The sequence below is a fragment of the Bacteroides sp. AF25-38AC genome (assembly GCF_003602995.1).
In the GTDB taxonomy this organism is placed as follows: domain Bacteria; phylum Bacteroidota; class Bacteroidia; order Bacteroidales; family Bacteroidaceae; genus Bacteroides; species Bacteroides uniformis.
Map to the genome: position 1 here is coordinate 1 of NZ_QTMD01000045.1, position 24,605 is coordinate 24,605.

26 protein-coding genes and 2 tRNA genes are annotated in these 24,605 nt (G+C 48.3%); 14 read left to right on the forward strand and 14 right to left on the reverse strand.

Annotation, left to right across the window (positions count from 1 at the left end; all coding sequences use genetic code 11):
* Positions 1 to 132: 132 nt before the first annotated feature.
* The 7 genes from DWY55_RS20100 to prmC form a co-directional block, all read right to left on the reverse strand.
* Positions 133 to 216 (reverse strand) — tRNA-Leu (locus DWY55_RS20100).
* Between the two features lie 20 nt (positions 217 to 236).
* A tRNA-Gly gene (locus DWY55_RS20105) sits at positions 237 to 309 on the reverse strand.
* Positions 310 to 411: 102 nt separating this feature from the next.
* The gene (argH, locus tag DWY55_RS20110) at positions 412 to 1,752 is read right to left on the reverse strand and encodes an argininosuccinate lyase (RefSeq protein ID WP_057281363.1); all 1,341 of its coding nucleotides are present in this window, start codon (positions 1,750 to 1,752) and stop codon (positions 412 to 414) included.
* A gap of 28 nt (positions 1,753 to 1,780) precedes the next feature.
* Positions 1,781 to 2,191, reverse strand: a complete 411-nt coding sequence (locus DWY55_RS20115; RefSeq protein ID WP_009037778.1) for an SRPBCC family protein — start codon at positions 2,189 to 2,191, stop codon at positions 1,781 to 1,783.
* 93 nt (positions 2,192 to 2,284) lie between these two features.
* Positions 2,285 to 2,923 carry an orotate phosphoribosyltransferase gene (pyrE, locus tag DWY55_RS20120; protein WP_005825142.1) on the reverse strand — a complete coding sequence of 213 codons (639 nt, stop codon included), beginning with the start codon at positions 2,921 to 2,923 and terminating at the stop codon, positions 2,285 to 2,287.
* Positions 2,924 to 3,005: 82 nt separating this feature from the next.
* Positions 3,006 to 3,485: a regulatory protein RecX gene (locus DWY55_RS20125; RefSeq protein ID WP_005825143.1), complete on the reverse strand. Its 480-nt coding sequence runs from the start codon at positions 3,483 to 3,485 to the stop codon at positions 3,006 to 3,008.
* Positions 3,482 to 4,318, reverse strand: coding sequence for a peptide chain release factor N(5)-glutamine methyltransferase (gene prmC / locus DWY55_RS20130; RefSeq protein ID WP_120178298.1), 837 nt, complete (start codon positions 4,316 to 4,318; stop codon positions 3,482 to 3,484). The genes DWY55_RS20125 and prmC overlap by 4 nt, the downstream gene beginning before the upstream one ends.
* Before the next feature lie 74 nt (positions 4,319 to 4,392).
* Here prmC and ribD point away from each other — a divergent pair, with 74 nt between their 5' ends.
* The 11 genes from ribD (at position 4,393) to DWY55_RS20185 (ending at position 16,216) form a co-directional block, all read left to right on the forward strand.
* On the forward strand, positions 4,393 to 5,448 hold the full coding sequence (gene ribD, locus DWY55_RS20135; protein WP_005834757.1) for a bifunctional diaminohydroxyphosphoribosylaminopyrimidine deaminase/5-amino-6-(5-phosphoribosylamino)uracil reductase RibD: 1,056 nt from the start codon (positions 4,393 to 4,395) through the stop codon (positions 5,446 to 5,448).
* Between the two features lie 134 nt (positions 5,449 to 5,582).
* On the forward strand, positions 5,583 to 6,947 hold the full coding sequence (locus tag DWY55_RS20140; RefSeq protein ID WP_035449854.1) for a DUF6242 domain-containing protein: 1,365 nt from the start codon (positions 5,583 to 5,585) through the stop codon (positions 6,945 to 6,947).
* A 5-nt stretch (positions 6,948 to 6,952) separates the two neighbouring features.
* Positions 6,953 to 7,687, forward strand: coding sequence for an isoprenyl transferase (locus tag DWY55_RS20145; protein WP_005834753.1), 735 nt, complete (start codon positions 6,953 to 6,955; stop codon positions 7,685 to 7,687).
* Positions 7,688 to 7,739: 52 nt separating this feature from the next.
* Positions 7,740 to 10,379, forward strand: a complete 2,640-nt coding sequence (bamA, locus tag DWY55_RS20150) for an outer membrane protein assembly factor BamA (RefSeq protein WP_035449857.1) — start codon at positions 7,740 to 7,742, stop codon at positions 10,377 to 10,379.
* A gap of 41 nt (positions 10,380 to 10,420) precedes the next feature.
* Entirely contained in the window at positions 10,421 to 10,936 is a 516-nt protein-coding gene (locus tag DWY55_RS20155; protein WP_035449860.1) for an OmpH family outer membrane protein, read from the forward strand.
* Positions 10,937 to 11,064: 128 nt separating this feature from the next.
* On the forward strand, positions 11,065 to 11,571 hold the full coding sequence (locus DWY55_RS20160) for an OmpH family outer membrane protein (RefSeq protein ID WP_008662872.1): 507 nt from the start codon (positions 11,065 to 11,067) through the stop codon (positions 11,569 to 11,571).
* 109 nt (positions 11,572 to 11,680) lie between these two features.
* Positions 11,681 to 12,520 carry a glutamate racemase gene (murI, locus tag DWY55_RS20165; RefSeq protein WP_005825152.1) on the forward strand — a complete coding sequence of 280 codons (840 nt, stop codon included), beginning with the start codon at positions 11,681 to 11,683 and terminating at the stop codon, positions 12,518 to 12,520.
* A gap of 75 nt (positions 12,521 to 12,595) precedes the next feature.
* Positions 12,596 to 12,835, forward strand: coding sequence for a DUF2007-related protein (locus DWY55_RS20170; protein ID WP_005825154.1), 240 nt, complete (start codon positions 12,596 to 12,598; stop codon positions 12,833 to 12,835).
* Positions 12,825 to 13,904: a glutamate 5-kinase gene (gene proB / locus DWY55_RS20175; RefSeq protein WP_035449862.1), complete on the forward strand. Its 1,080-nt coding sequence runs from the start codon at positions 12,825 to 12,827 to the stop codon at positions 13,902 to 13,904. The genes DWY55_RS20170 and proB overlap by 11 nt, the downstream gene beginning before the upstream one ends.
* 66 nt (positions 13,905 to 13,970) lie before the next feature.
* On the forward strand, positions 13,971 to 15,218 hold the full coding sequence (locus tag DWY55_RS20180; RefSeq protein ID WP_005825156.1) for a glutamate-5-semialdehyde dehydrogenase: 1,248 nt from the start codon (positions 13,971 to 13,973) through the stop codon (positions 15,216 to 15,218).
* A 44-nt stretch (positions 15,219 to 15,262) separates the two neighbouring features.
* Positions 15,263 to 16,216, forward strand: a complete 954-nt coding sequence (locus tag DWY55_RS20185; protein WP_005825157.1) for an acetylornithine carbamoyltransferase — start codon at positions 15,263 to 15,265, stop codon at positions 16,214 to 16,216.
* Positions 16,217 to 16,356: 140 nt separating this feature from the next.
* Here DWY55_RS20185 and DWY55_RS20190 read toward each other — a convergent pair whose 3' ends face one another.
* The 7 genes from DWY55_RS20190 to rpmH form a co-directional block, all read right to left on the reverse strand.
* The gene (locus tag DWY55_RS20190; protein ID WP_035449865.1) at positions 16,357 to 16,743 is read right to left on the reverse strand and encodes a rhodanese-like domain-containing protein; all 387 of its coding nucleotides are present in this window, start codon (positions 16,741 to 16,743) and stop codon (positions 16,357 to 16,359) included.
* 13 nt (positions 16,744 to 16,756) lie between these two features.
* The gene (locus DWY55_RS20195) at positions 16,757 to 17,425 is read right to left on the reverse strand and encodes a hypothetical protein (RefSeq protein ID WP_005834744.1); all 669 of its coding nucleotides are present in this window, start codon (positions 17,423 to 17,425) and stop codon (positions 16,757 to 16,759) included.
* 4 nt (positions 17,426 to 17,429) lie between these two features.
* On the reverse strand, positions 17,430 to 18,587 hold the full coding sequence (locus DWY55_RS20200; RefSeq protein WP_005825164.1) for a hypothetical protein: 1,158 nt from the start codon (positions 18,585 to 18,587) through the stop codon (positions 17,430 to 17,432).
* 12 nt (positions 18,588 to 18,599) lie between these two features.
* Positions 18,600 to 19,580 (reverse strand): D-alanine--D-alanine ligase, encoded by a 981-nt coding sequence (locus DWY55_RS20205; protein ID WP_005825166.1) that lies wholly within the window; start codon positions 19,578 to 19,580, stop codon positions 18,600 to 18,602.
* Positions 19,577 to 20,647, reverse strand: coding sequence for an RluA family pseudouridine synthase (locus DWY55_RS20210; protein WP_005834741.1), 1,071 nt, complete (start codon positions 20,645 to 20,647; stop codon positions 19,577 to 19,579). The genes DWY55_RS20205 and DWY55_RS20210 overlap by 4 nt, the downstream gene beginning before the upstream one ends.
* Before the next feature lie 53 nt (positions 20,648 to 20,700).
* Positions 20,701 to 21,348, reverse strand: a complete 648-nt coding sequence (locus DWY55_RS20215; protein ID WP_035449869.1) for a PASTA domain-containing protein — start codon at positions 21,346 to 21,348, stop codon at positions 20,701 to 20,703.
* Between the two features lie 170 nt (positions 21,349 to 21,518).
* Positions 21,519 to 21,680 carry a 50S ribosomal protein L34 gene (gene rpmH / locus DWY55_RS20220; RefSeq protein WP_004292199.1) on the reverse strand — a complete coding sequence of 54 codons (162 nt, stop codon included), beginning with the start codon at positions 21,678 to 21,680 and terminating at the stop codon, positions 21,519 to 21,521.
* A gap of 194 nt (positions 21,681 to 21,874) precedes the next feature.
* Here rpmH and efp point away from each other — a divergent pair, with 194 nt between their 5' ends.
* From efp to radC, 3 genes are all read left to right on the forward strand, one after another.
* Positions 21,875 to 22,441, forward strand: coding sequence for an elongation factor P (gene efp, locus DWY55_RS20225; RefSeq protein ID WP_005825176.1), 567 nt, complete (start codon positions 21,875 to 21,877; stop codon positions 22,439 to 22,441).
* Between the two features lie 145 nt (positions 22,442 to 22,586).
* The gene (locus tag DWY55_RS20230; RefSeq protein ID WP_035449871.1) at positions 22,587 to 23,576 is read left to right on the forward strand and encodes a glycosyltransferase; all 990 of its coding nucleotides are present in this window, start codon (positions 22,587 to 22,589) and stop codon (positions 23,574 to 23,576) included.
* A 31-nt stretch (positions 23,577 to 23,607) separates the two neighbouring features.
* Complete coding sequence (gene radC, locus DWY55_RS20235; protein WP_005825180.1) at positions 23,608 to 24,294, forward strand: RadC family protein; 687 nt, start codon at positions 23,608 to 23,610, stop codon at positions 24,292 to 24,294.
* Positions 24,295 to 24,605: the final 311 nt, after the last annotated feature.

Sequence of the window (24,605 nt, forward strand, 5' to 3'; positions counted from 1 at the left end):
TAGACTTGCTAAATTATATGCTTAAATATAAAATACCTCAGATTGTTACGTTGACCCGAGAAACGGTCTTTCATATCAAGAGCTTATAAAGAAAAAGCTCTGCAAATCAATGATTCACAGAGCTTAATCGAGTACTCGAAGCGGGACTTGAACCCGCACAGCCGCAATGGCCAAAGGATTTTAAGTCCTTCGTGTCTACCATTCCACCATTCGAGCATCCTAAAAAGGGAAAAGAGAGCGGAAAACGAGACTCGAACTCGCGACCCTAACCTTGGCAAGGTTATGCTCTACCAACTGAGCTATTTCCGCATTTGGAGAACGGGTGCAAAGATAAACAGTTTTCCCGTTTCTGCCAAATTTTTTTTTATAAAAGTACAGTACTCGCAGCGGGACTTGAACCCGCAGAACCTTTTACCTGCCCAGCAACTCTTTCTCTGCAGCTTGCATGGTCTCAAAATTGAAACCATCTACCACTTTCCGCATCAGGGCAGAGACTTCATCGTTGCAAAGGTTTCCGATACTGCCTTCATGGGTATGATGTACCTCTTTGCTGTGCGAGAAGTTTCCGGCTTCAATATCCAGTCCCACCTTCTTGTAGGCATCGCGGAAAGGCATCCCTTCACGTGCCAAGCGGTTGACTTCCTCCACACTGAAAATAAGCAGATACTTGTCATCATCAAGAATATGTTCGTTCACCTTGATTTCATTCATAATGTAAGTCGTCATCTGCAGACAGTCTTTCAGTTCCTGAAAAGCAGGCAGGAAGACCTCTTTGATAATCTGCAAGTCACGGAAATAGCCGGAAGGAAGATTGTTGGCTATCATCATAATCTGCTGGGGAAGGGATTGCAGTTTGTTGCACTTGGCACGCGTCAGTTCAAAGACGTCCGGGTTCTTCTTGTGAGGCATGATGCTGGAGCCGGTAGTGCAATCGTCCGGCAGCTTCACAAAACCGAAGTTCTGACTGTTGAACATACATGCGTCAAAAGCCAATTTCGATATGGTTCCGGCCACACTGGCAAGGGCGAAAGCAACATTACGCTCCATCTTGCCACGCCCCATCTGGGCATACACTACGTTGTAGTTGAGGGAATCAAATCCCAAAAGACGGGTAGTCATCGTACGGTTCAGCGGGAACGAGGAACCGTATCCCGCAGCAGAACCCAAAGGATTGCGGTTGCACATCTTGAAAGCTGCCTGAAGGAACATCATATCGTCCACCAGGCTCTCGGCGTATGCCCCAAACCAAAGTCCGAAAGAAGACGGCATGGCTATCTGCAAGTGTGTATAACCCGGCATCAGTACATCCTTGTAGCGTTCGCTCTGCATAACCAGCACATGGAACAATTGCTCCACAGCTTCCGCCACCTCCTTTATCTCTGCACGGGTAAAGAGCTTCAAATCGAGCAACACCTGGTCGTTGCGCGAACGTCCGCTGTGTATTTTCTTACCTATATCACCCAAGTTGCGCGTCAGCATAAGTTCCACTTGTGAGTGAACGTCTTCCACTCCCTCTTCTATCACAAATTCTCCACGCTCGGCCATCGCATAGATTTCCTTCAATTCGGCCAGCAATTGCCGCAGTTCTTCCTTCGTCAACAAGCCAATGCTTTCGAGCATCGTGATGTGCGCCATGGAACCCAGCACATCGTGCTTTGCCAAATAAAGGTCCATTTCACGGTCACGGCCTACCGTGAAGCGTTCGATATCCTTATTTACCTGAACGGATTTTTCCCAAAGTTTCTGAGCCACGTTGTTTCTAATGATTAATGGTTAGTGATTAATATTGTATCATCGCCAACATATCTGCCATCTTCTCCAATCCTTCCTGCAAGGGTTTCTGCACCATGGTCTTCATAAACGGATTTATATCCATGCCGATGGTCAGTTTCATTTTGCATTCGGTTTCGGTGGTGGGTACAATCTGTATCCACAGATTGAAGGGTAGCGGTGAAGTGGTTGTTGCAAACTTGATACACTTGCAAGGTTCCTTCTCCACAATCTGCAACGTAATCTTTCCCACGGGGGCCACCTCTATCGTCATGCTCTCCGCGTCAAAACTCAAGTTCTTCACTTTGTCTTCAGGCAAACGGTCTTTCACCTTCTCCAGATTGCTCAGGTCGGAAAGCTTTTCATAAACAGCTTCTTGTGAAGCCGGTACAACTTTCACTCCACTCTCAAATTTCGTCATAATCAATCGTATTCAAAAAGAAAAAAGAACTATCCGGACAGAATCTATCCGAATGGCTCTTTTATCCATATTAACATTTTTACAAATAAGTTCTTATTTACCAGATTCCCAATGTGCAGGGTCTTTACGCCATTCATTCAGAGTCTCCACATCTTCTTCCTCGATATAGCCCGTACGCAGTGCCACTTCCATCACAGCCTCGTAATTGGTCAGCGTCACCAAAGGCACCTTGGCATCCTTGAAAGCCTTTTCGGCAACCGGGAAACCATAAGTATAGGCAGCCACCATACCGATGACCTCACATCCGTCACGGCGGATAGCTTCTACAGCCTTTAAACTGCTTCCACCCGTAGAAATCAAATCTTCCACGACTACCACCTTCATACCGGGACGAAGTTCACCTTCAATCAAATTCTCCAGTCCATGGTCTTTCGGAGTGGAGCGTACATATACAAACGGCAAGTTCAATGCATCGGCCACCAAGGCACCTTGCGGGATAGCTCCCGTTGCCACACCGGCAATGGCATCCACCTGTCCGAAACGTTCCAAAATCAGACGCGTAATTTCAATCTTTACGAAATTACGGAGAGAAGGATAAGAAAGGGTTTTGCGGTTATCACAATAAAACGGAGACTTCCATCCGGATGCCCAAGTGAACGGGTTAGCCGGTTGTAGTTTAATCGCTTTTATCTTCAGCAACTTCTCTGCAAACAATCTTTCTAAAGTTTTCATAGCAAAACTAATCTATATATGATAAATATGGCACAAAAATACGGAAACAGAATGAGAATAAAAAAGAGAAAGCCGATAATTTTCATTCGGAGTAGTCATTTTCCTCAGAAACCTCTATGCAACGACATATATCCTTCATTTCGAACCCCCTGCTCAAGGCAAAACGCACCAGTTTGCCATTCAACTCATACTCACTTTCGGCACGGACGCTTTTACGCTTTGCCGCCAGCAGTTTCTGCAAGACGGCGTGGTATTCCTCCTCATCAATCTCGTTCAAATAGGGCCAATAGACAGATGAAGATATCTTTTTCAACTGGAGCGCCTGCCCTATCTTCATCTTGCCCCATTTGGCAAAACGGTATTTGTCGTTGATGAAAGCACGGCAGAAGCGCTCTTCATCAATGTACTTCTCTTGTTCCAGACGGTTGATGATACGGTCTATGGCATCATAGGCAATGCCCCAGCGTTGCAGTTTCTCCGCAATCTCCGCCCGGCAATGCTCGGCAGTGGAGCAATATGCCGCCACTCTGTTCAAAGCTTCAGTTTCAGTTATTTCTATCATCGTTCTGCAATTACGTACCGGTCGTTGCCGGAAATATCTTTTCGGATACGGACATTCGTATAGCCTTGCTTGCGAAGCATCGAAGCGACAGCCTCTCCAAATGCCCGGTTGATTTCAAAATAGAGTCGGCCGCCGACCGTCAGCATGCTCCGTCCCAGTTCACCTATACGCCGATAGAAACGGAGCGGGTCGCTGTCTGGAACAAACAAAGCTCCCGAAGGTTCCCAGTTCAAGACATTTGGCTCCATGTCCTTCTTTTCTGTTTCCGTAACATAAGGCGGATTACTGACGATTACATCAAAGTACTCATCCTCAGTCGGTTGATACGTCAGGACATCATGCTGTACAAATTGTACGGAGGTCTGCAAAAGGCGGTTATTGTCACCGGCTATGGCAAGAGCTTCTCCGGAAATGTCCCAAGCAGTTACTTCCGCTTCCGGCAACTCTTTAGACAAAGTGACGGCAATACACCCACTTCCAGTGCCAATGTCGAGAATACGGGAAGCCGGAGCGACTTCCTCCAGCATCCTCTCCACCAGTTCTTCCGTTTCGGGACGGGGAATAAGCACCCCCGGAGCCACCCGAAAAGTACGTCCCAGGAAACGGGCAGTACCCTGCACATACTGTATGGGCTCAAAATTGCACAGACGGGAAAGAATGCTTTCCAATTCCTTTTCATCCTTTGGAGATAAAATCATATCTTTGCCCAGGTAATAGTCAATATGACTCTGACCTAACATTTCACAGCAGACAATACGGGAAAGATTGGCTGCCTCCCGGGGAGGATAGCACTCCTGCAAAGCACTGCGGATATGTGAAACGGTTACATTCATTCGGAGTCCGGTTTTATTCGGGCTGCAAAAGTAATCATTAATTTTGATTATTCAACCAAAAGACAAGCAAGGATATGAATTCAGAAGAAGAGAAATATATGCTGCGATGCATCCAACTGGCACAAAACGGACTTTGCAATACAGCACCCAACCCGATGGTGGGAGCGGTAATAGTATGTGACGGGAAAATCATAGGCGAGGGATACCATGTGCGCTGTGGAGAAGCCCACGCCGAGGTCAACGCCATCCGTTCCGTGAAAGACACGTCCCTGCTGAAACGTTCCACCATCTATGTCAGCCTGGAACCGTGTTCGCACTATGGCAAAACTCCTCCTTGTGCAGACCTCATCATCGAGAAGCAGATTCCACGCATCGTCATCGGGTGCCGGGACCCTTTTTCTAAGGTTGCGGGCCGGGGCATACAGAAACTGAAGGATGCCGGACGTGAAGTTATTGTCGGAGTGCTGGAAACAGAATGTCGGCAGCTCATCCGCAGGTTCATCACTTTCCATACTTTGCGACGCCCCTACATCACCCTAAAATGGGCGGAATCTTCTGACAGATATATCGATTACTCCCGCACGGACGGTAAACCGGTTATCCTCTCCAGCCCGCTGACTTCGATGCTGGTACACAAGAAACGGGCAGAGCACAGTGCCATATTAGTAGGTACCCGTACGGCTGAACTGGACAATCCCGGCCTGAATGTCCGCCATTGGTATGGTCGTTCACCGGTACGTATCGTGCTGGACCGGCAACAAAAGCTATCCCCCAGCCTTCACCTATTTGACGGTAGCGTGCCGACCCTCGTTTTTACAGAAATCCCGCACGCTCCGCTACCGAATGTAGAATATCTGCCAGTCAGCGACTACCGGCAGAATATACTCCCCGAAATCATGGAAATGCTGTATACACGCGGATTACAATCCCTTTTGGTAGAGGGTGGCAGCCAAACGCTCCAATCCTTCATTGATGCCGGATTGTGGGACGAAATCTTTGTGGAAGAAGCTCCGCACCTTCTTCATTCCGGCGTCAAAGCACCCGAAATCAGTGACGGATATCCATTTGCAACAGAGTATTCTTTCGGCAGGAGTTTTCGCCATTATACGGCCTCAAGAAACAGTCAATAGCCTCATTTCAGGGCTTTTTTATCGAGAAAAAGGGGGATATTATCTATAATTTTATATAAAACTTCCCCGTAAAGCTGTTTATAGAAAAAAATGTTCCTATTTTTGCAACTTGTAAATAAACACTAACTTTCAAAATGAGAATAAAGTTTCTATCAGTAATTGTGAGTTTTCTTATTGTGTCATTTGCTCTAAGTTCATGCCTTGACTCTGACGACAATTATGAATTCAGCTCCGATGCTACTATACATGCTTTTGGTATCGATACCATACATGGCAAACATTACAAATTTACAATTGACCAGCTCAATAGACTCATCTATAACAGAGATTCATTGCCCGTAGGTTCAGATACCATCATTGACCGTATTCTGATTGATACTATGACCGTTACCGGTTGGATAACTTCAGGCTCGCCTACCGACACGGTATTCGTCATGTCGGACTCCGTGGATTTGAGACCCGCCATGAATAACGATGCCGGCATGCTGTTCAAAGCACATGCCGCCGACGGTGTTACAGTCCGCGAATATAAATTGAAAGTTAATGTACACCTGCAAGACCCGGACTCACTCGTATGGACAGACATGCAGAAAAGGGGGAATATATTCTCCAATACCATCAATTTAGGTCAGCAAAAAGCGGTTGTACTGGGAGACGAACTATTTGTCTACACTTCCAACAGTACTGCTTACAAGACATCGACTGCGCCCGATAAATACAACTGGAGTAAAGTCAATGTCAGCAACCTCCCCTCAGACGTAAAGCTGACATCTGCCGTAGAGTATAACAATGCGCTTTATATGGTTACAGAAAGCAAAAGAGTATTCAGCTCTACCAACGGCGGCGCCTGGACAGAAGTCACTACATTGGGAGACAATGTCATAGTCCTCATCAATGGTTTCTCCGACCGGCTCTCGGGTATTGTGGAAATCAACGGAAAGCAATATTTCAACATCTGTAAAGACGGAAAGAATTGGGAAGCGGAAAACACGGCTGACAACCTTACCCTTGAGGAAGTCCCGGCAGGATTCCCTACCGAAAACATATCCACCACCCAGACCAACACCGGCAATGGTGTAGAGAAGGTGGTTCTGGCAGGAATGCCGCTGGCCAACGAACAAGAGACAATACCCTGGTTCTCATTGGACGGCAAAGGCTGGGCAAGCCTGGCTAACACGGTGTACGACACATCTTGTCCCGGCATGGTCAACCCTGCCATTATGTACTATGGCGACATGTTCTATTGCTTTGGAGGAGAACTTGACGCCATCTACAACTCCATCACAGGCATTGCGTGGAGCAAGACAGAAACCAAATTCCTGCTACCCCAGGAATTCAAAGGGAAAGGCGCGTACTCCATTATAGTGGAACCGACGAAAGACAAAACTGTGGACCCGGCAGACAAACGGGACTTCATTTGGGTGATATTCGGCGGCAACGGCACCAAGAATGAGGTATGGCGCGGACGTCTTAACAGATTGGGCTTCGAAATACAATAATAATGATGTCATATAAGGAAGAAATCGATCTAAACCGGATACCCCAGCACGTGGCGATTATCATGGACGGTAACGGACGGTGGGCCAAGCAGCGTGGACACGAACGCAGCTATGGACATCAGGCCGGCGCAGAGACTGTGCACGTCATTGCAGAGGAAGCCGCTAAATTAGGAGTCAGATACCTTACTTTATATACGTTCTCTACCGAGAACTGGAATCGTCCGTCGGACGAGGTAGCCGCCTTGATGGGATTGCTCTTCGACTCCATAGAGGAAGAGACGTTCATGAAGAACAATATCAGTTTCCGGGTAATAGGAGATATTGAAAAACTGCCTGCCAACGTACAGCAACGGCTCAACACTTGCGTGGCACACACCTCCCACAACACGGGAATGTGCCTGGTACTGGCATTGAGCTACTCTTCCCGCTGGGAAATAACGGAAGCTGCCCGGCAAATAGCCGACCTGGTACAGAAAGGTGAGCTGAAACCCGAACAAATCGACAGTGAGCTCATATCCCGTCATCTGACAACCCACTTCATGCCCGACCCCGACCTGCTGATACGTACCGGAGGAGAGCTCCGCCTCAGTAACTACATGCTCTGGCAATGCGCCTATTCGGAACTTTATTTCTGTGATACCTATTGGCCCGACTTCCGTGAAGAAGAACTACGCAAAGCCATATGTGACTATCAGAAACGCGAACGCAGGTTCGGCAAGACCAGCGAGCAAATCAATTAATCACCGGACACACAAATAGTAAATAGTAAATTGTAAAATAGTAAATAAAAAGATGCACTATCGTATTTTCTCCATACTCGTAACGTTTGTCTGCCTTTTCGGCTGCGCACTGACAACAGCAGCACAGGACGTAAACAACACCGATGAAACCGAAAAGCCGGTTATACTCTATTCGGGAACACCCAAGAAGTATGAAATAGCCGACATTAAGGTCGAAGGAGCCCAGAACTATGAGGATTATGTAATTGTCGGATTGTCCGGACTATCCAAAGGGCAGACTATCACCGTGCCGGGTGACGAGATTACACAAGCTTGTAAGCGCTACTGGCGCCACGGTCTGTTCTCTGACGTGGAAATTACAGCAGACAAGATTGAAGGCGACCAAATTTGGCTGACCATTCATCTGACCATGCGTCCGCGTGTTTCCGACATACGCTACAACGGTGTGAAGAAGTCAGAGCGTGAAGACCTGGAAAGCAGAATCGGCATGATAAAGGGCGGTCAGATTACACCTAACCTGGTAGACCGTGCCAAGACCTTGATAAAGCGCTATTTTGACGACAAGGGCTTCAAGAATGCAGATGTAATCATCACCCAACGTGATGATCCGGAAAAGAAGAATGAAGTGATTGTCAACATCGACATCGACAAGAAGGAGAAAGTGAAAGTACATCAAATCACCATTGTAGGCAACGAGGCCCTCACGACCAAGAAGCTGAAGCGTGTGATGAAGAAAACAAACGAAAAGGGCAAGCTGCTCAATCTGTTCCGCACCAAGAAATTCATTGAGGACAACTACGAAGCGGACAAACAGCTGATTATCGACAAATACAACGAACTGGGTTATCGTGACGCCATCATCGTGACAGACAGTATCAAGCCCTACGATGACCGCACGGTAGACATCTTCATGCAGATTGAGGAAGGACAGAAATACTATCTCCGCAATGTAACCTGGGTAGGTAACACACTGTATCCTTCCGAACAACTGAACTTCCTCCTCCAGATGAAGAAGGGTGATGTCTACAACCAAAAGTTACTTGAAGAGCGTACAATGACCGATGACGATGCCATCGGTAACCTTTACTACAACAACGGTTATCTGTTCTACAGCCTCGAACCGGTGGAAGTAAACATCGTGGGCGACTCCATCGACCTGGAAATGCGTATCTACGAAGGTCGCCAGGCTACCATCAATAAAGTCAGCATCAACGGTAACGACCGTTTGTATGAAAACGTAGTACGCCGTGAACTCCGTACCCGTCCGGGCGAACTCTTCAGCCGTGAAGACCTGATGCGTTCCATGCGTGAAATCCAGCAGATGGGACACTTCGACCCCGAACAAATCCAGCCCGACATCCAGCCGAGACCGGAAGACGGCACGGTAGACATCGGTTATGACCTTGTATCCAAAGCCAACGACCAGGTAGAGTTCTCCGCCGGTTGGGGACAAACGGGTATTATCGGTAAGTTAAGTCTGAAGTTCACCAACTTCTCTCTGTCCAACCTGCTGCATCCGGGTGAGAACTACCGCGGTATCCTCCCGCAAGGCGATGGTCAGACATTGACCATCAGCGGCCAGACCAATGCCAAATACTATCAGTCATACAGCGTTTCATTCTACGACCCGTGGTTTGGCGGTAAACGCCCGAATGCATTCTCCGTATCGGCTTTCTATTCCCGCCAGACCGACATCAGTAGCCGTTATTACAATTCAGCCTACATGAACAGCTATTACAACAGCTATTATAGCGGTATGTATGGCTACGGTATGTACAACTACGGCAATTACAACAACTACGAGAATTATTACGACCCGGACAAATCTATCCAGATGTATGGTCTTGCAGTGATGTTCGGTAAGCGTTTGAAGTGGCCGGATGACTACTTCCAGTTCACAGCCGAGTTGTCTTACCAACGCTATGTTCTGAGTGACTGGCAGTACTTCCCGGTTACCAACGGTAAGTGTAATAACCTCAGCCTCAACCTGACCTTGTCCCGTAGCTCTATCGACAACCCGATTTATCCGCGCCAAGGTTCCGAGTTCTCGTTGTCTGCACAAATCACACCGCCTTTCTCTCTGTTCGACGGTACCGATTACAGCAAGTACAGCACCAGCAACCAGGAAGACATGAACAAGATGCACAAGTGGATTGAATACCACAAGTGGAAATTCAAATCCAAAATCTATATCCCGTTGATGGACCCGATTACCGTCAAACGTACTCCGGTATTGATGGGACGTGTAGAATTCGGTTTGCTGGGACATTACAACAAATACAAGAAGTCTCCGTTCGAAACGTTTGACGTGGGTGGTGACGGTATGACCGGCTACTCCAGCTATGCTACAGAAAGCATCGCCCTCCGTGGTTATGAGAACAGCTCATTGACTCCATACGGCTCTGAAGGTTATGCCTATACACGTCTCGGACTGGAATTAAGATATCCTTTGATGCTCGAAACAAGTACCAGTATTTATGCGTTAACGTTTGTGGAAGCCGGTAATGCATGGCATGATGTCAATAAGTTCAACCCATTCGAATTGAAGCGTTCAGCCGGTGTCGGTGTCCGCATCTTCCTCCCGATGATCGGTATGATGGGTATCGACTGGGCTTACGGTTTCGACAAAATAATGGGTTCCTCGCAATATGGCGGTAGCCAGTTCCACTTCATCCTGGGACAGGAATTCTAAGCAATGGACAATTGATAATTGACAATTAATGCAGTATCGTTATGAAGAAGAGTTTATTGATCCTTTTTACGCTGTTTGCAGTAAGCATAACAGCCGGTGCACAGAAGTTCGCCTTGATTGACATGGAATATATCCTGGAAAATATTCCTGCTTACGAACGTGCCAATGAACAACTGGAGCAATCCTCCAGACAATGGCAGAGTGAGGTCGAAAAGATTTCCGAAGAAGCCAAGACTCTGTACAAGAACTATCAGTCTCAGATTGCTTCCCTTTCTGAAACACAGAGAGGTAAAAAGGAAGAAGAGATTGTCGCTAAAGAGAAATCAGCAGCCGAACTGCGCCGCAAATACTTCGGTCCGGAAGGCGAACTGTATAAAAAACGTGAAAGTCTGATGCAACCCATTCAAGACGAAATATACAATGCTGTAAAGGAAATTGCTACACAAAACGGATATGCAGCAGTTGTAGACCGCGCTTCCGCATCAAGTATCATTTTTGCCTCACCGAGTATTGACGTCAGCAATGAGGTACTTGCAAAACTGGGATATTCAAATTAATTTCATACATTTGTTTCAGAATATAGACTGCATTCTGGATTAAAAATAAGCGAGCTTATTTTGTATTGCGTTCAGTTTGCGCTATATTTGTCCCCGACGAATAATCATTCAAATAAATAATAAACATTATGCTTAAAAAAATCGCACTACTCGTAGTTATGTTCGCCCTCCCGCTGGGAGCTATGGCGCAAGCTAAATTCGCTCACATGAATTCTCAGGAAGTAATCACTGTTATGCCTGAATTTACCAAAGCTCAAGCTGACCTTGATGCTATGTCTAAGAAATATCAGGATGAAATGCAGCGCACTAACGAAGAATTCCAAAAGAAGTATCAGGAATATCTTGTTCAACAAGATTCTTTGCCCAAAAACATCGCTGAAAGACGCCAGAAAGAATTAAACGATATGGCCCAACGCCAAGAACAATTCCAACAAGAAGCTTATCAAAGTATGCAGAAAGCACAGCAGGATGCTATGGCTCCTATCTATAAGAAACTGGACGAAGCTATCCAAGCTGTCGGCAAAACTGAAGGTGTTGTCTACATTTTCGACTTGGCCCGTACCCCGATACCATTCGTAGGAGCACAGAGCGTTGATGTAACTGCCAAAGTTAAAACGCAATTGGGCATTAAATAATAGAATTATCTATGATAGAGCAAGCGCGGATAGTTTTATCCGCGCTTATTTTTTATACATTACTGAGAAATTTGCATTATCTTTGCATGGTACATAGTCTTTAGAAAGCATGAAACAGACATTACCTTCTGCAGCCGGTCCCATCGGAATATTCGATTCCGGATATGGCGGACTGACCATCCTGAGCAAGATACGGGAAGCCCTTCCCCAATATGATTACATTTATCTGGGCGACAACGCGCGCGCGCCTTACGGAACCCGCTCGTTCGAGATTGTCTATGAGTTCACCTTGCAGGCAGTCACCAAACTGTTCGAGATGGGTTGTCACCTCGTCATTCTGGCATGCAATACAGCTTCGGCAAAAGCTCTGCGCAACATACAAATGAATGATTTGCCTCGCCTCGACCCTATGCGCCGTGTGTTGGGAGTAATTCGCCCAACCGTAGAATGCATAGGGAACATTACCCAAAGCCGCCATGTGGGAGTGCTTGCCACGGCAGGAACCATCAAGTCTGAATCCTATCCGCTGGAAGTGCATAAACTCTTCCCCGACATCAAAGTGAGCGGTGAAGCCTGCCCTCTATGGGTATCCCTCGTAGAAAACAATGAGGCACAAGGTGAGGGTACTGACTACTTCATACGCAAAAACATCGGCAACCTGCTGGCCAAAGACACGCAGATAGACACCGTCATTCTGGGCTGCACGCACTTCCCGTTGCTGCTGCCCAAGATACAGCAATACATGCCCGACGGCATCACGACCGTCACCCAGGGGGAACTGGTAGCAGACAGCCTGAAAGACTATCTTCACCGCCATCCGGAAATGGACAAAAAATGTACCAAAGGTGGAAGATGCGTCTACCGCACCACGGAATCGGAGGAGAAATTCACAGAATCGGCTTCTACTTTCCTGAATGAATCGATAAGAGTTGAGAGGATTGAACTATAAATTCGTCAGCATTAAACATTAAAACAAAAACATTTGTTATATTTGTAAGACAGAAACCTCTAAATTCATACCATCATGAAAGAAGAAGACAAAAGCAAACTCGTTGAGGTGTTCACCGGTTCACCGTGGGAAGCAGAACTCGTAAAGAGCCTGCTGGGAAATAGTGATATTGAAGCTGTAACAAAAGACGGAATGGTAGTAAACGTTGTACTGCCTGCCACTGCGGTAGATGTTTCCGTTCTCGTCAATGAGAAGGACTACGAAGCCGCCATGGAAGTAGTCCGTGAATACGAAAAGAGAGAAAATGGAGATTGATTTCAATAGAATTGCTGTCAAGGTAGGCAGCAATGTTTTAACACGTCGTGACGGCACTCTCGACGTCACCCGCATGTCCGCTTTGGTGGACCAGATAGCCGAGCTGCACAAGGCCGGCATAGAAATAATACTTGTTTCTTCCGGAGCCGTTGCTTCGGGACGTAGTGAAGTGCGCCCCACCAAGAAGTTGGACAGCGTAGACCAGCGCCAGCTCTTTTCCGCTGTAGGGCAGGCCAAACTCATCAACCGCTACTACGAGCTGTTCCGGGAGCATGGCATCCCCGTGGGACAAGTGCTCACAATGAAAGAGAACTTTTCCACCCGCCGCCATTACCTCAACCAGAAAAACTGTATGACCGTAATGCTGGAGAACGGCGTCATTCCTATTGTCAATGAGAACGACACCATCTCCGTGAGCGAACTGATGTTCACCGACAACGATGAACTGTCCGGCCTGATAGCCTCCATGATGGATGCCCAGGCACTAATCATTCTCAGCAATATAGACGGCATCTACAACGGTTCACCCGCCGACCCGGAGTCTCAAGTCATCCGTGAAATAGAACAAGGCAAAGACCTCTCCTCCTACATACAAACTTCCAAGTCCAGCTTCGGACGCGGCGGCATGCTGACAAAAACCAACATTGCCCGCAAAGTGGCGGATGAGGGCATCACAGTAATCATAGCCAACGGGAAGCGGGACAACATCCTCGTGAAAATAATGAATAATGAAGAATTAAACTATACCCGTTTCATTCCGTCTCCGGAACCGGTATCGAGCATCAAGAAATGGATTGCGCACAGCGAAGGGTTTGCCAAAGGCGAACTGCACATCAATCATTGTGCCACCGAACTGCTCTTCTCGGACAAAGCAGTAAGCATCCTACCGGTAGGCATCACTGACGTTATAGGCGAGTTCGAGAAGGACGACATCGTACGGATTATCGACTTCGGCGGTAAACCCATCGGTGTGGGAAAAGCCAACTGTGACTCCAGCCAGGCACGGGAAACAATGGGAAAACATGGAAAGAAACCCGTAGTGCACTACGACTACCTATATATAGAATAGGACACAGACGGATACTATCCACGATATTCATACTTGCATATTTATCACTCTATACTCAGTAAGAAAATGAACTTAAACAAAACTTTTGTCGCCGTACAAGATGCCAGCCGTAACATGCTAGCGTTGAGCGACAAAGAAATCAACCAAATATTACTGGCTGTTGCAGACGCTGCCATAAACAAAACAGACTTCATTCTGAGTGAAAACCAGAAGGATTTGGAGCGTATGCCTTCTACCGACCCTAAATACGACCGCCTGAAACTGACAAAAAGCCGTTTGCAGGACATCGCTGCGGACATCCGCAACGTAGCCGCCCTCCCTTCTCCTTTGGGAAAAGTCCTTAAAGAGAACGTATTACCCAACGGATTGAAGATAAAAAGGGTCAGTGTACCTTTCGGTGTCATAGGCATTATCTACGAAGCCCGTCCCAACGTCAGTTTCGATGTATTCTCACTCTGCCTTAAAAGCGGCAATGCCTGTATTCTGAAAGGCGGAAGCGATGCAGACTATTCCAACCGTGCCATAATCAGCGTGATACACGAGGTACTGGAGCATTTCAACGTAGATACACATATCGTGGAACTGCTTCCTGCCGACAGAGAGGCGACTGCCGAACTACTGCATGCCAACGATTATGTAGATTTGATAATTCCGCGCGGCAGCAGCAGCCTGATAAACTTCGTACGCCAGAATGCCACAGTACCGGTTATAGAGACAGGTGCCGGCGTATGCCATACGTTCTTCGACCGCTATGGCGATATAAGCATAGGTCCATCTATCATTGCCAATGCAAAGACACGCCGGGTCAGTGTATGCAACGCTTTGGATTGCCTGATTATCGAAGCCGACAGCCTGGCTAATTTGCCCGACCTATGCCTGCCGCTGCAATCAAGCAATGTAGAGATATTTGCCGATGAACCCGCCTACCACAGTCTGCGTGACAAATATCCCGTCGAGCTGTTGAGACTTGCCACTGAAGACTGCTACGGCAGAGAGTTCCTGGACTACAAGATGGCCATTAAAACCGTGAATTCTTTCCAGGAAGCATTGGCACATATCCGGAAGTACGGTTCCAAACATAGCGAATGCATCATTACGGACGACAAGACACGTGCCGAATGGTTCTGCCGGGAGGTGGACGCCGCTTGCGTATACGTCAATGCACCGACCTCTTTCACCGACGGCGCACAATTCGGACTCGGTGCCGAGATTGGCATCAGCACCCAGAAGCTACACGCCCGCGGTCCGATGGCTCTGGAAGAAATCACCACATACAAATGGATTGTCGAAGGTTCCGGACAGACCAGACCTTGACAGCCGAATAACAAAGATATAGATACACTAAAAAGACTGTAAATATGAAGAACTTTACTTGCGTGCAGGACATCGGTAACCTGAAGTCTGCACTGGACGAAGCATTCGAGATTAAAAAAGACCGTTTCAAATATGTGGAACTGGGACGTAACAAAACGCTGATGATGATTTTCTTCAACTCCAGCCTGCGTACCCGCCTCAGTACACAGAAGGCTGCATTGAATCTGGGCATGAACGTAATTGTACTGGACATCAACCAGGGAGCCTGGAAACTGGAGACAGAGCGTGGTGTCATCATGGACGGTGACAAACCGGAACACTTACTGGAAGCCATTCCCGTGATGGGCTGCTATTGCGACGTCATCGGCGTACGTTCTTTTGCACGCTTCGAAAATAAGGAAGACGATTACAACGAAGTGATACTGGAGCAGTTCATCAAGCATTCCGGCCGGCCGGTATTCTCCATGGAGGCTGCCACACGCCATCCGCTGCAGAGTTTTGCCGACTTGATAACCATTGAGGAATATAAGAAGACGGCACGCCCCAAAGTAGTGATGACATGGGCTCCACATCCGCGTCCATTGCCCCAGGCTGTCCCCAACTCCTTTGCCGAATGGATGAATGCAACTGATTATGACTTTGTGATTACACATCCCGAAGGTTATGAACTCGACCCCAAGTTCGTAGGAAATGCCCGCGTAGAATATGACCAGATGAAAGCTTTTGAAGGAGCCGATTTTGTCTATGCCAAGAACTGGGCGGCCTATACAGGCGACAACTACGGACAAATATTGAGCAAAGACCGCACCTGGACAGTAGGCGAGCGCCAGATGGCCGTTACCAACAATGCCTACTTCATGCACTGCCTGCCGGTTCGACGCAACATGATTGTGACGGATGATGTGATAGAAAGCCCGCAGTCCATCGTAATCCCCGAAGCGGCCAACCGGGAGATTTCAGCAACAGTGGTGCTGAAGAGACTGCTTGAAAGCCTCTAACCAGAGGACAAGACTACTTTATTCTTTTTAGGCGCGGATTACGCGGAAAACGCGGATTCTTTTCTTAAATTTTTCCGTGAAATCCGCGTAATCCTCGCCTAAAAAGAAATTATAGCAAATGCATTTCAGCTACACCGCTATTACTTTTCCACTTCTTTGTCCGCTTCTTCCCAACCGATGAAACCTTTGTCAAGGTCATAGATTATATATCCTTTTTTGCTCAGTATGGCAGCGGCCTTTTTACTACGCTTACCACTACGACAATATACTGCAACCGGTTTGTCCTTCTGCAGAGTGGAGTCGGCCATCGTTTCAAACGACTCATCCAATACATTGATATTGATACTGTGGGGCACGTGTCCTTCCGAGTATTCGGCAACAGTACGCACATCCAGAAGCTGCACCTCCGGATTGGCTATCAATGTGGAAAAGTCATCTACCGAAACAGACTTGAACTGTCCCTCCTTCTGCTGGCAGGAAAAGAGGGTGGTAAAAACGAGGCAAAAACCCGCGAACAATGTCTTCATCGAATATTTCATTTTAGTCAGGGTTATAAACAAAATCGTAAGTCTTGATGTCACCGGAATAAGTGTGCACACTGAAATGAACCATAACCTTCTGTATACCCTCTGCCGCATACTGCCGCAAAGGTACGGAAGCGTAGGCACGCCTGGTATAAGACACCACCTCCTCCTTTGCGTCATGATACAGCGTCAGATATACTTCACTACACCCGGTAGCAGTATCCACAATCACTTCATCCTCAATAAAATGGAACTTATGTTCACCATTCTCCTTGACTATCAGTGTCATATTGAGATAGTCGAGTCCCATCCAGATACCCAGTACATCAGTAGGGTCTGTCTTGACGCCCTCCTCGAACTTGTCGACCGTTTGGGGAACGACAGAAAGAACACCGCTCAAGGCATACAGCACCGCACCGGCAGTTCCATCGGCAGTTACCTCCGAAGCATAATTACTGATGACACGTACCGAGGCGTTTGCCTCTATGTTCGTCTTTGTCTTGTCCTCCACTACCGGCAAGGTTTCCCCTTCATCCGTCACAACAGACCGCAGATAGCCGTCAGCCCCCGAAAAGGCAGTCAAGAATTCCAGCTTCACGGAAGGATAATGATAATCATCATCGCCACAACCAGCCAACAGACAGGCCAATAAAGGCAAAAGCCACCAATCACAGTACTTCTTCATGTATTCATTCTTTTATAGCCGCCAGATAATTCTTCAACGGGTTGGCATACATCAGCAGCATTTTTCCGCGCAGAAAGTCCACGTCCTTATTAGGAATGGAGATACGCTCCAACTGTTGTTCTATATAGGCCGTGAAGCGCTGCTTATCCTCGGCAGTGTAATGGTCGGAAAAATCCTCCTTCCCCTCGAGAAGGTCGTGTGCCACATAATTATTGGGATACATCCGGTAGCTGGCATGAATGCGTTTGTCTATCAGTGCAGACATGCGTGCAAAGAGTTCGGGCTTCGGAAGTGAACGGTCCATCTTCGCCAATTCATCATTCATGCAGGCACCCGTCTGGAAATGTACCCGCCCTTTATAGCCGAACAGTCCGGTCTGCATATTCAGCAAGTCGTCAGCCGTCGTTTTCTTATAGCCTTCAATGTCCCGTTTCAGTTGGAACTCCTGCGCTTTCAGGAAGTCGCAAGGGTCGTATTCATAGGAAATGGCAAGCGGAGCTATATTCATTTCCATTAAGCGGTCAATGACATCGCCTTCACCGCCTATTGCCAGCATCTTCAGCACACTGTCCTGCGTGCGGTCGTTGGAATCCTTGGCACGCCCTTCACGTTGTGCAATCCAGATAGACTGTTTCTTCTCACTGATGGTATAATGCATATAGCGGGACATGCGTGCGGAAGCCTCCAGCATCTGGCGCATGGTCAACGCACGCAGCACGATGAAGGACTTGTTGACACGCACGAATTTCTTAATCCACGGATAGACAAGCAGGTTGTCGCCAATGGCTATCTCTACCGTATCCATACCCTGGTCTACCAAAAGAATGGACAAGAAACCGGAATCGAGAATAATGTCGCGATGATTGGAGATATAGGTATACGCCGCCGACTTGTCTGCCGGCAACGCGGTATGGTCCAAAGTCAATCCATCCGTAGCCTCCTTCGCCAATTTCCACAGAAGCCCATAGCAGAAGGTCTTCTGAAATTCCAGCTTGGTTTTACACGCGCGCATTTTCTGCGACCAGACTTCAAAAGGTACACCAGGCATCACAGTATCCACTGCCTGCCGGAACGCCGCATCGGCAATCAGTTCCTCATAGACTTGAGGAAGTTCCTCATCATGATAAGGACGGATTTCATCAAATTCCACGTTCGCATTCATAATGAATAATGATTAATCCTTAAACTTGTTTTCTATAATATCTGTCATTACATCCTTCATCTCCATTCCGGCAGCACGAACCTGCTGGGGAATAAAGCTGGTGGCAGTCATTCCGGGGGTGGTATTCACCTCCAGCAGATTGATTTTTTCCCCTTCGGTAATGATATAGTCCACACGGATAATGCCGTAGGCCCCGAGTATATCATAAATGGCAGAAGTCAGCGTCTGCACCCGGCGGGTCAAATCGTCCGAGATGCGGGCGGGAGTAATCTCGTCAGACGCACCATTATACTTAGCTTCATAATCGAAGTACTCGTTGTGGCTCACCACCTCCGTAATGGGGAACACTACGGACTTGTCTTTTGTTTTGTAACAGCCGCAGGTAATCTCGGTTCCGTCCATAAAGGCCTCCACCAGTACTTCCTGCGCTTCCGCAAATGCCTTGGCTATGGCAGGTTGTATCTGCTCTTTCGCCGTCACCTTGGTCACGCCGAAGCTGGAACCTCCCAAGCTGGGCTTAATGAAGCAAGGCAGACCGATTTTCTCCATCACATCTTCATCCGTTACCGACTGTCCGCCGCGCAGCAACAACGATTCGGCAATGCGCACACCGAAACCTTTCAGATACTGGTTGCAGGCAAACTTATCGTACGTGAGCGACGCTGCCAGTACTCCGCAACACGAATAAGGGATGTGGAGCATATCAAAATAGCCCTGCAGACGGCCGTCCTCACCCGGAGTTCCGTGGATGGTGATATAGGCAAAGTCGAATGTCACTTTCTCGCCATCCAGCACGAAGCTGAAGTCATTGCGGTCTACCGGAGTCTTAGCGCCGTCGGGCAGCTGTACATGCCAGTCCAGTCCGTGCATTTCTACAATATATAAGGTATACTTCTCCTTGTCGATGAAGGAGTAAATCCCCTGTGCACTACGCAGGGAGACGTGGAATTCGGAGGTATCTCCTCCGGCTACAATAGCAATCGTGCGTTTCATTCTAATTCTCTGTTACTGATATAGCCTCTCCATTTGTCTATCAGCCGGGTCATGTCATCGGGCAATTCCGAAGTGAAGTACATTTCTTCTCCGGTGACGGGATGCACAAACCCCAGCGTCATGGCATGCAATGCCTGCCGCGGACAAGTGTCGAAGCAGTTGTTTACAAATTGTTTGTATTTAGCGAAGTGGGTTCCTTTCAGGATTTCGTGTCCACCGTAACGTTCGTCGTTGAAAAGTATGTGTCCGATGTGCTTCATGTGCACACGGATTTGATGGGTGCGTCCCGTTTCAAGGATACATTCCACCAGTGTGACGTATCCCAAACGTTCGAGCACCCGGTAATGGGTGACGGCATGCTTTCCCTGGTCGTCGGGGAGGACGGTCATCTGCATGCGGTCTCTGGGATTACGACCGATATTGCCGACAACGGTCCCTTCATCCTGCTCTACATTTCCCCAGACCAGCGCCCGGTAACGGCGTTTTGTCGTCTTGTTGAAGAACTGGTTGCCGAGATTCGTCTTGGCATCCGGAGTCTTGGCTATCACCAGCAGGCCGGAGGTGTCCTTGTCGATGCGGTGCACCAGTCCCACATGCGGGTCATTGGCATCATAATCGGGATTATCCTTCATATGCCAGGCTATGGCGTTGACAAGCGTACCGTGATAGTTGCCATGACCGGGGTGCACCACCAGACCGGCAGGTTTGTTCACTACCATCAGATACTTGTCCTCATATACTATATCAAGGGGGATGTCTTCGGGGATGACTTCATTCTCATAGCGTGGACGGTCCATCATCACAGTGATTACATCCATCGGCTTCACCTTATAGCTACTTTTCACAGCCTTGCCGTTCGCCATCACGAAGCCTGCATCGGCAGCCTTCTGGATGCGATTGCGCGAGGAGTTCGTCAAGCGGTCGAACAGATACTTGTCCACCCGCATCATCTCCTGCCCCTTGTCCACCACCACACGGAAGTGTTCATAGAGTTGCGCCTCGTCACCCACCGGCTCTACGTCGTCCAGCTCATCATTATCTATATCATCCGGCAATTCTTCTATCATCACGGCATTTACAATTTGACTATTTACAATTTACGATTGGAGTCAGATGTTTATCAGAACCAGGACTCATCTGCCGCGGAGTCTTCGGACAACACGGGTTCAACGGTACTTCCCACAGAATCCACTCCCAGGGAGTCTGCCTGCAAGGCGCCTCCATCTCCCACCATCAGCGTCAGCACTGCACCGGCGGGCACTTTCTCGCCGATGGAAAGCTGACGGCCCTTATACTTCACGCCATACACCCAGTCCTTCTCTCCCGGAATATACTGTATCTCGGCCAGCTTGAAGCCCGAAGCCAGAATACGCGCTTCCGCCTGCCGCAACGAACTGTTGTCCGCCACATCGGGTACTATGTGCAGAGGGACTTCAATCGTATTGATTGTAAGATAGATGGTACGTCCTTCCTTTACCTTTTGTCCAGCTGCCGGATTATATTCGAGGATGCAGCCGGCAGGAAGAGTCTTGACATAACTGGAATCCGAAACGATGCAGACCAAGCCGCGGTTACGGAACATTTTCTCGGCTTCCTCCACTCCCATGCCCTTCACATCGGGCACTATCACAGCCTCGCCGTGGCGGGTATATATATCCAGTCCTTTCAGCACTCCGAACAGCAATCCCACTACCACAACGGCCATCGCAAGTATGTTCGCCCAGAAGAACCGGTTCTGCCGGAAAGAGAAAAAATCTTTTATTGTCATAATCGATAATGCATTATTTGGGACAAAGATACAATTTTCACCACATAGTACACGGAGTTGGCAATAGTTTTTTCCGGAGAACCGGGCACAATACATAAGAAAAGCTGCAAAAGACCAGAATCAGTCTTTTGCAGCTCCCTTATTTCTTTAATACGAACGAGAACGGCCTATTATGCCTTTACTCCGTTGTATTCGTCAGAAACAGTCAGTTTCTTTCTGCCTTTAGCACGACGTGCTGCCAATACTCTGCGGCCGTTTGCTGTAGCCATTCTCTCACGGAAACCGTGTTTGTTCTTTCTCTTTCTGTTCGAGGGTTGAAATGTTCTTTTCATTACTGTATCTTGTTTTATGTTATTATTCTCACGAATTCGGGCTGCAAAAATAGGTACTTTTTTCAAATAAACCAAGAGATAACTCATTTTCTCTCAAAAGTTTTTGTGTTTTTTACCGAATTCCATTACTTTTGCACCCGCAAACCAGCACTAAAGAAGTAAATACCAATATAATAATATTAAAGACTATAAGTATGATTAATGCCCAAGACATTAAAATCGGAACTTGCATCCGCATGGACGGCAAGCTGTATTTCTGCATCGACTTCCTGCATGTAAAGCCGGGAAAAGGTAATACCTTCATGCGTACCAAGCTGAAAGACGTGGTGAACGGCTACGTTCTGGAACGTCGTTTCAACATCGGTGAGAAACTGGAAGACGTGCGTGTAGAACGTCGTCCCCACCAATACCTCTATCATGACGGTGACAACTACCAATTCATGAACCAGGAGACTTTTGACCAAATTCCCATCGCCCACGACCTCATCAACGGTGTTGACTTCTTGCTCGAAGGAATGATAGTAGACGTGGTATCAGACGCTTCCACAGAAACCGTGCTCTATGCCGACGTGCCCATCAAGGTTCAGCAGAAGATTACCTATACGGAACCGGGACTGAAAGGCGACACAGCCACCAACACGCTGAAGCCCGCCACAGTAGAATCCGGCGCCACAGTCCGCGTCCCCTTGTTCATCAACGAAGGCGAGACTATCGAAATCGATACGCGCGACGGTTCTTACGTAAGCCGCGTAAAAGCATAAGCCCTTTTGGAAATCAGGCAAATGCCCTTTTCATATCATCCCCGGTGCTCCACTTGGCATCCGGGGATTTTTCTTTCCATTTATTCATCTACAAAGCTTAAATGATATATCTTTGCGGAGACAACCAAAACATAAAGCCATACCCATGAGATACTCCGTCATCATCCCCGTATACAACCGCCCCGATGAGGTGGATGAACTGCTGCAAAGCCTGACGCAGCAAAGTTTCAAGGATTTTGAAGTGATTGTGGTGGAGGACGGCTCCTCCATCCCCTGCAAGCCGGTCACAGAGAAGTATCAGGAACTATTGGACGTACATTACTATGACAAGCCCAACTCCGGCCCCGGGCAGACCCGTAACTACGGGGTGGAACGAAGCAAGGGCGAATACCTGATAATACTGGATTCGGACTGCATCCTGCCCGAAGGTTATTTCCTTGCTGTGGAAGAAGAGCTGCAGCACGAAGCCGCCGATGCCTTCGGAGGCCCCGACCGCGCGCACGAATCATTCACAAACATACAGAAAGCCATCAACTACTCCATGACCTCCTTCTTCACCACCGGCGGTATCCGTGGGGGGAAGAAGAAGATGGACAAGTTCTATCCGCGCAGCTTCAACATGGGTGTGCGGCAGGAAGTGTACCAAGCCCTGGGCGGATTCTCGCGGATGCGCTTCGGGGAGGACATCGACTTCAGCATCCGAATCTTCAAGGGAGGATATACATGCCGGCTGTTCCCCGGTGCCTGGGTATACCACAAGCGACGGACAGACTTCCGGAAATTCTTCAAGCAGGTACACAATTCCGGGATTGCCCGCATCAATCTGTACAAGAAGTATCCGGAATCGCTGAAGCTCGTCCACCTGCTGCCGGCTGCATTTACCCTGGGAGTGGCCATATTCCTGCTGGGAACGCCCTTCTGCCCGTACAGCCTGCTGCCCATCGCTCTTTATGCGCTTCTGGTATACATGGACTCCACTATCCGGAACCGTAGCCTCAGCATCGGGCTCTACTCCGTCGCCGCCTCCTTCATCCAGCTCATCGGATACGGGACGGGGTTCCTGCGCGCCTGGTGGAACCGCTGTATACTTGGCAAGGACGAGTTCGAGGCGTTCAAAAAGAACTTTTACAAATAAGGAGGATTAGGGGTTAAGGATTAGGGATGATATGGAGAAACTGAATATCAACCAGTGGGCTGCAGAGGACCGCCCGCGGGAAAAGATGATGCAGAAAGGGGCGGAAGCCTTGAGCGATGCCGAACTGCTAGCCATCCTCATCGGCTCCGGCAATACGGAAGAAACCGCCGTGACACTGATGCAGCGCATACTCGCCGCCTGCGGCAACGACCTCAACCGCCTGGGCAAATGGGAGGTGCGGGATTTCTCCCGATTCAAAGGCATGGGCCCCGCCAAAAGCATCACCGTCATGGCATCCCTGGAACTGGGCAAACGCCGCAAGCTGCAGGAACGCTCCGGACGTACCGCCATCCGCTCTTCCGCCGACATCTACGAGCTGTTCCATCCCCTGCTCTGCGACCTTGCCACAGAAGAATTCTGGGTACTGCTTATGAACCACGCCGCCAAAGTGATAGACAAGGTACGCATCAGCCGCGGCGGCATCGACCAGACTACCGCCGACGTGCGCAGCATCCTGCGCGAAGCCCTGCTGCAACGCGCCACACAGATAGCCCTCATCCACAACCATCCCTCCGGCAACCCGCACCCCAGTAACGACGACCAGCGGCTGACGGAACTCGTGAGGAAAGCCGCCCAAACCATGAACATACACCTGACCGACCACGTCATCGTCACGGACGGAAGCCATTACAGCTTCAACGACGAAGGATTGCTATAAATAATCCAAGTTACGGACATACTATACGAAAGACAAAAGCGGTCATAACACTAACTATCAGCACATTGTATTTACCTGCTATTTACCAGCTAATGTAAAAGCCGTTACCGCGATATGTAAAAGCCGTTACCCTATATTGTAACGCCCTTTACCCCATATTGTAAAGACCTTTACCGCCTATTGTAAAAGGAGTTTCCCCAGGGGTAAAGGGAGTTCCCCCAGAGGGTGAAGCGTGTTTCCCCACCGTCAAACTGTCTTTTCCTGATTTAGCTAGACGCTTTTTCTTTTTATAACCGATATCAGTAGACGGT

Coding starts and splice junctions, on each gene's coding strand:
- DWY55_RS20115 (WP_009037778.1), bottom strand. CDS start 2,191: ATGACGAAATTTGAGAGTGGAGTGAAAGTTGTACCGGCTTCACAAGAA.
- pyrE (WP_005825142.1), bottom strand. CDS start 2,923: ATGAAAACTTTAGAAAGATTGTTTGCAGAGAAGTTGCTGAAGATAAAA.
- DWY55_RS20125 (WP_005825143.1), bottom strand. CDS start 3,485: ATGATAGAAATAACTGAAACTGAAGCTTTGAACAGAGTGGCGGCATAT.
- prmC (WP_120178298.1), bottom strand. CDS start 4,318: ATGAATGTAACCGTTTCACATATCCGCAGTGCTTTGCAGGAGTGCTAT.
- ribD (WP_005834757.1), top strand. CDS start 4,393: ATGAATTCAGAAGAAGAGAAATATATGCTGCGATGCATCCAACTGGCA.
- DWY55_RS20140 (WP_035449854.1), top strand. CDS start 5,583: ATGAGAATAAAGTTTCTATCAGTAATTGTGAGTTTTCTTATTGTGTCA.
- DWY55_RS20145 (WP_005834753.1), top strand. CDS start 6,953: ATGTCATATAAGGAAGAAATCGATCTAAACCGGATACCCCAGCACGTG.
- bamA (WP_035449857.1), top strand. CDS start 7,740: ATGCACTATCGTATTTTCTCCATACTCGTAACGTTTGTCTGCCTTTTC.
- DWY55_RS20155 (WP_035449860.1), top strand. CDS start 10,421: ATGAAGAAGAGTTTATTGATCCTTTTTACGCTGTTTGCAGTAAGCATA.
- DWY55_RS20160 (WP_008662872.1), top strand. CDS start 11,065: ATGCTTAAAAAAATCGCACTACTCGTAGTTATGTTCGCCCTCCCGCTG.
- murI (WP_005825152.1), top strand. CDS start 11,681: ATGAAACAGACATTACCTTCTGCAGCCGGTCCCATCGGAATATTCGAT.
- DWY55_RS20170 (WP_005825154.1), top strand. CDS start 12,596: ATGAAAGAAGAAGACAAAAGCAAACTCGTTGAGGTGTTCACCGGTTCA.
- proB (WP_035449862.1), top strand. CDS start 12,825: ATGGAGATTGATTTCAATAGAATTGCTGTCAAGGTAGGCAGCAATGTT.
- DWY55_RS20180 (WP_005825156.1), top strand. CDS start 13,971: ATGAACTTAAACAAAACTTTTGTCGCCGTACAAGATGCCAGCCGTAAC.
- DWY55_RS20185 (WP_005825157.1), top strand. CDS start 15,263: ATGAAGAACTTTACTTGCGTGCAGGACATCGGTAACCTGAAGTCTGCA.
- DWY55_RS20190 (WP_035449865.1), bottom strand. CDS start 16,743: ATGAAGACATTGTTCGCGGGTTTTTGCCTCGTTTTTACCACCCTCTTT.
- DWY55_RS20195 (WP_005834744.1), bottom strand. CDS start 17,425: ATGAAGAAGTACTGTGATTGGTGGCTTTTGCCTTTATTGGCCTGTCTG.
- DWY55_RS20200 (WP_005825164.1), bottom strand. CDS start 18,587: ATGAATGCGAACGTGGAATTTGATGAAATCCGTCCTTATCATGATGAG.
- DWY55_RS20205 (WP_005825166.1), bottom strand. CDS start 19,580: ATGAAACGCACGATTGCTATTGTAGCCGGAGGAGATACCTCCGAATTC.
- DWY55_RS20210 (WP_005834741.1), bottom strand. CDS start 20,647: ATGATAGAAGAATTGCCGGATGATATAGATAATGATGAGCTGGACGAC.
- DWY55_RS20215 (WP_035449869.1), bottom strand. CDS start 21,348: ATGACAATAAAAGATTTTTTCTCTTTCCGGCAGAACCGGTTCTTCTGG.
- rpmH (WP_004292199.1), bottom strand. CDS start 21,680: ATGAAAAGAACATTTCAACCCTCGAACAGAAAGAGAAAGAACAAACAC.
- efp (WP_005825176.1), top strand. CDS start 21,875: ATGATTAATGCCCAAGACATTAAAATCGGAACTTGCATCCGCATGGAC.
- DWY55_RS20230 (WP_035449871.1), top strand. CDS start 22,587: ATGAGATACTCCGTCATCATCCCCGTATACAACCGCCCCGATGAGGTG.
- radC (WP_005825180.1), top strand. CDS start 23,608: ATGGAGAAACTGAATATCAACCAGTGGGCTGCAGAGGACCGCCCGCGG.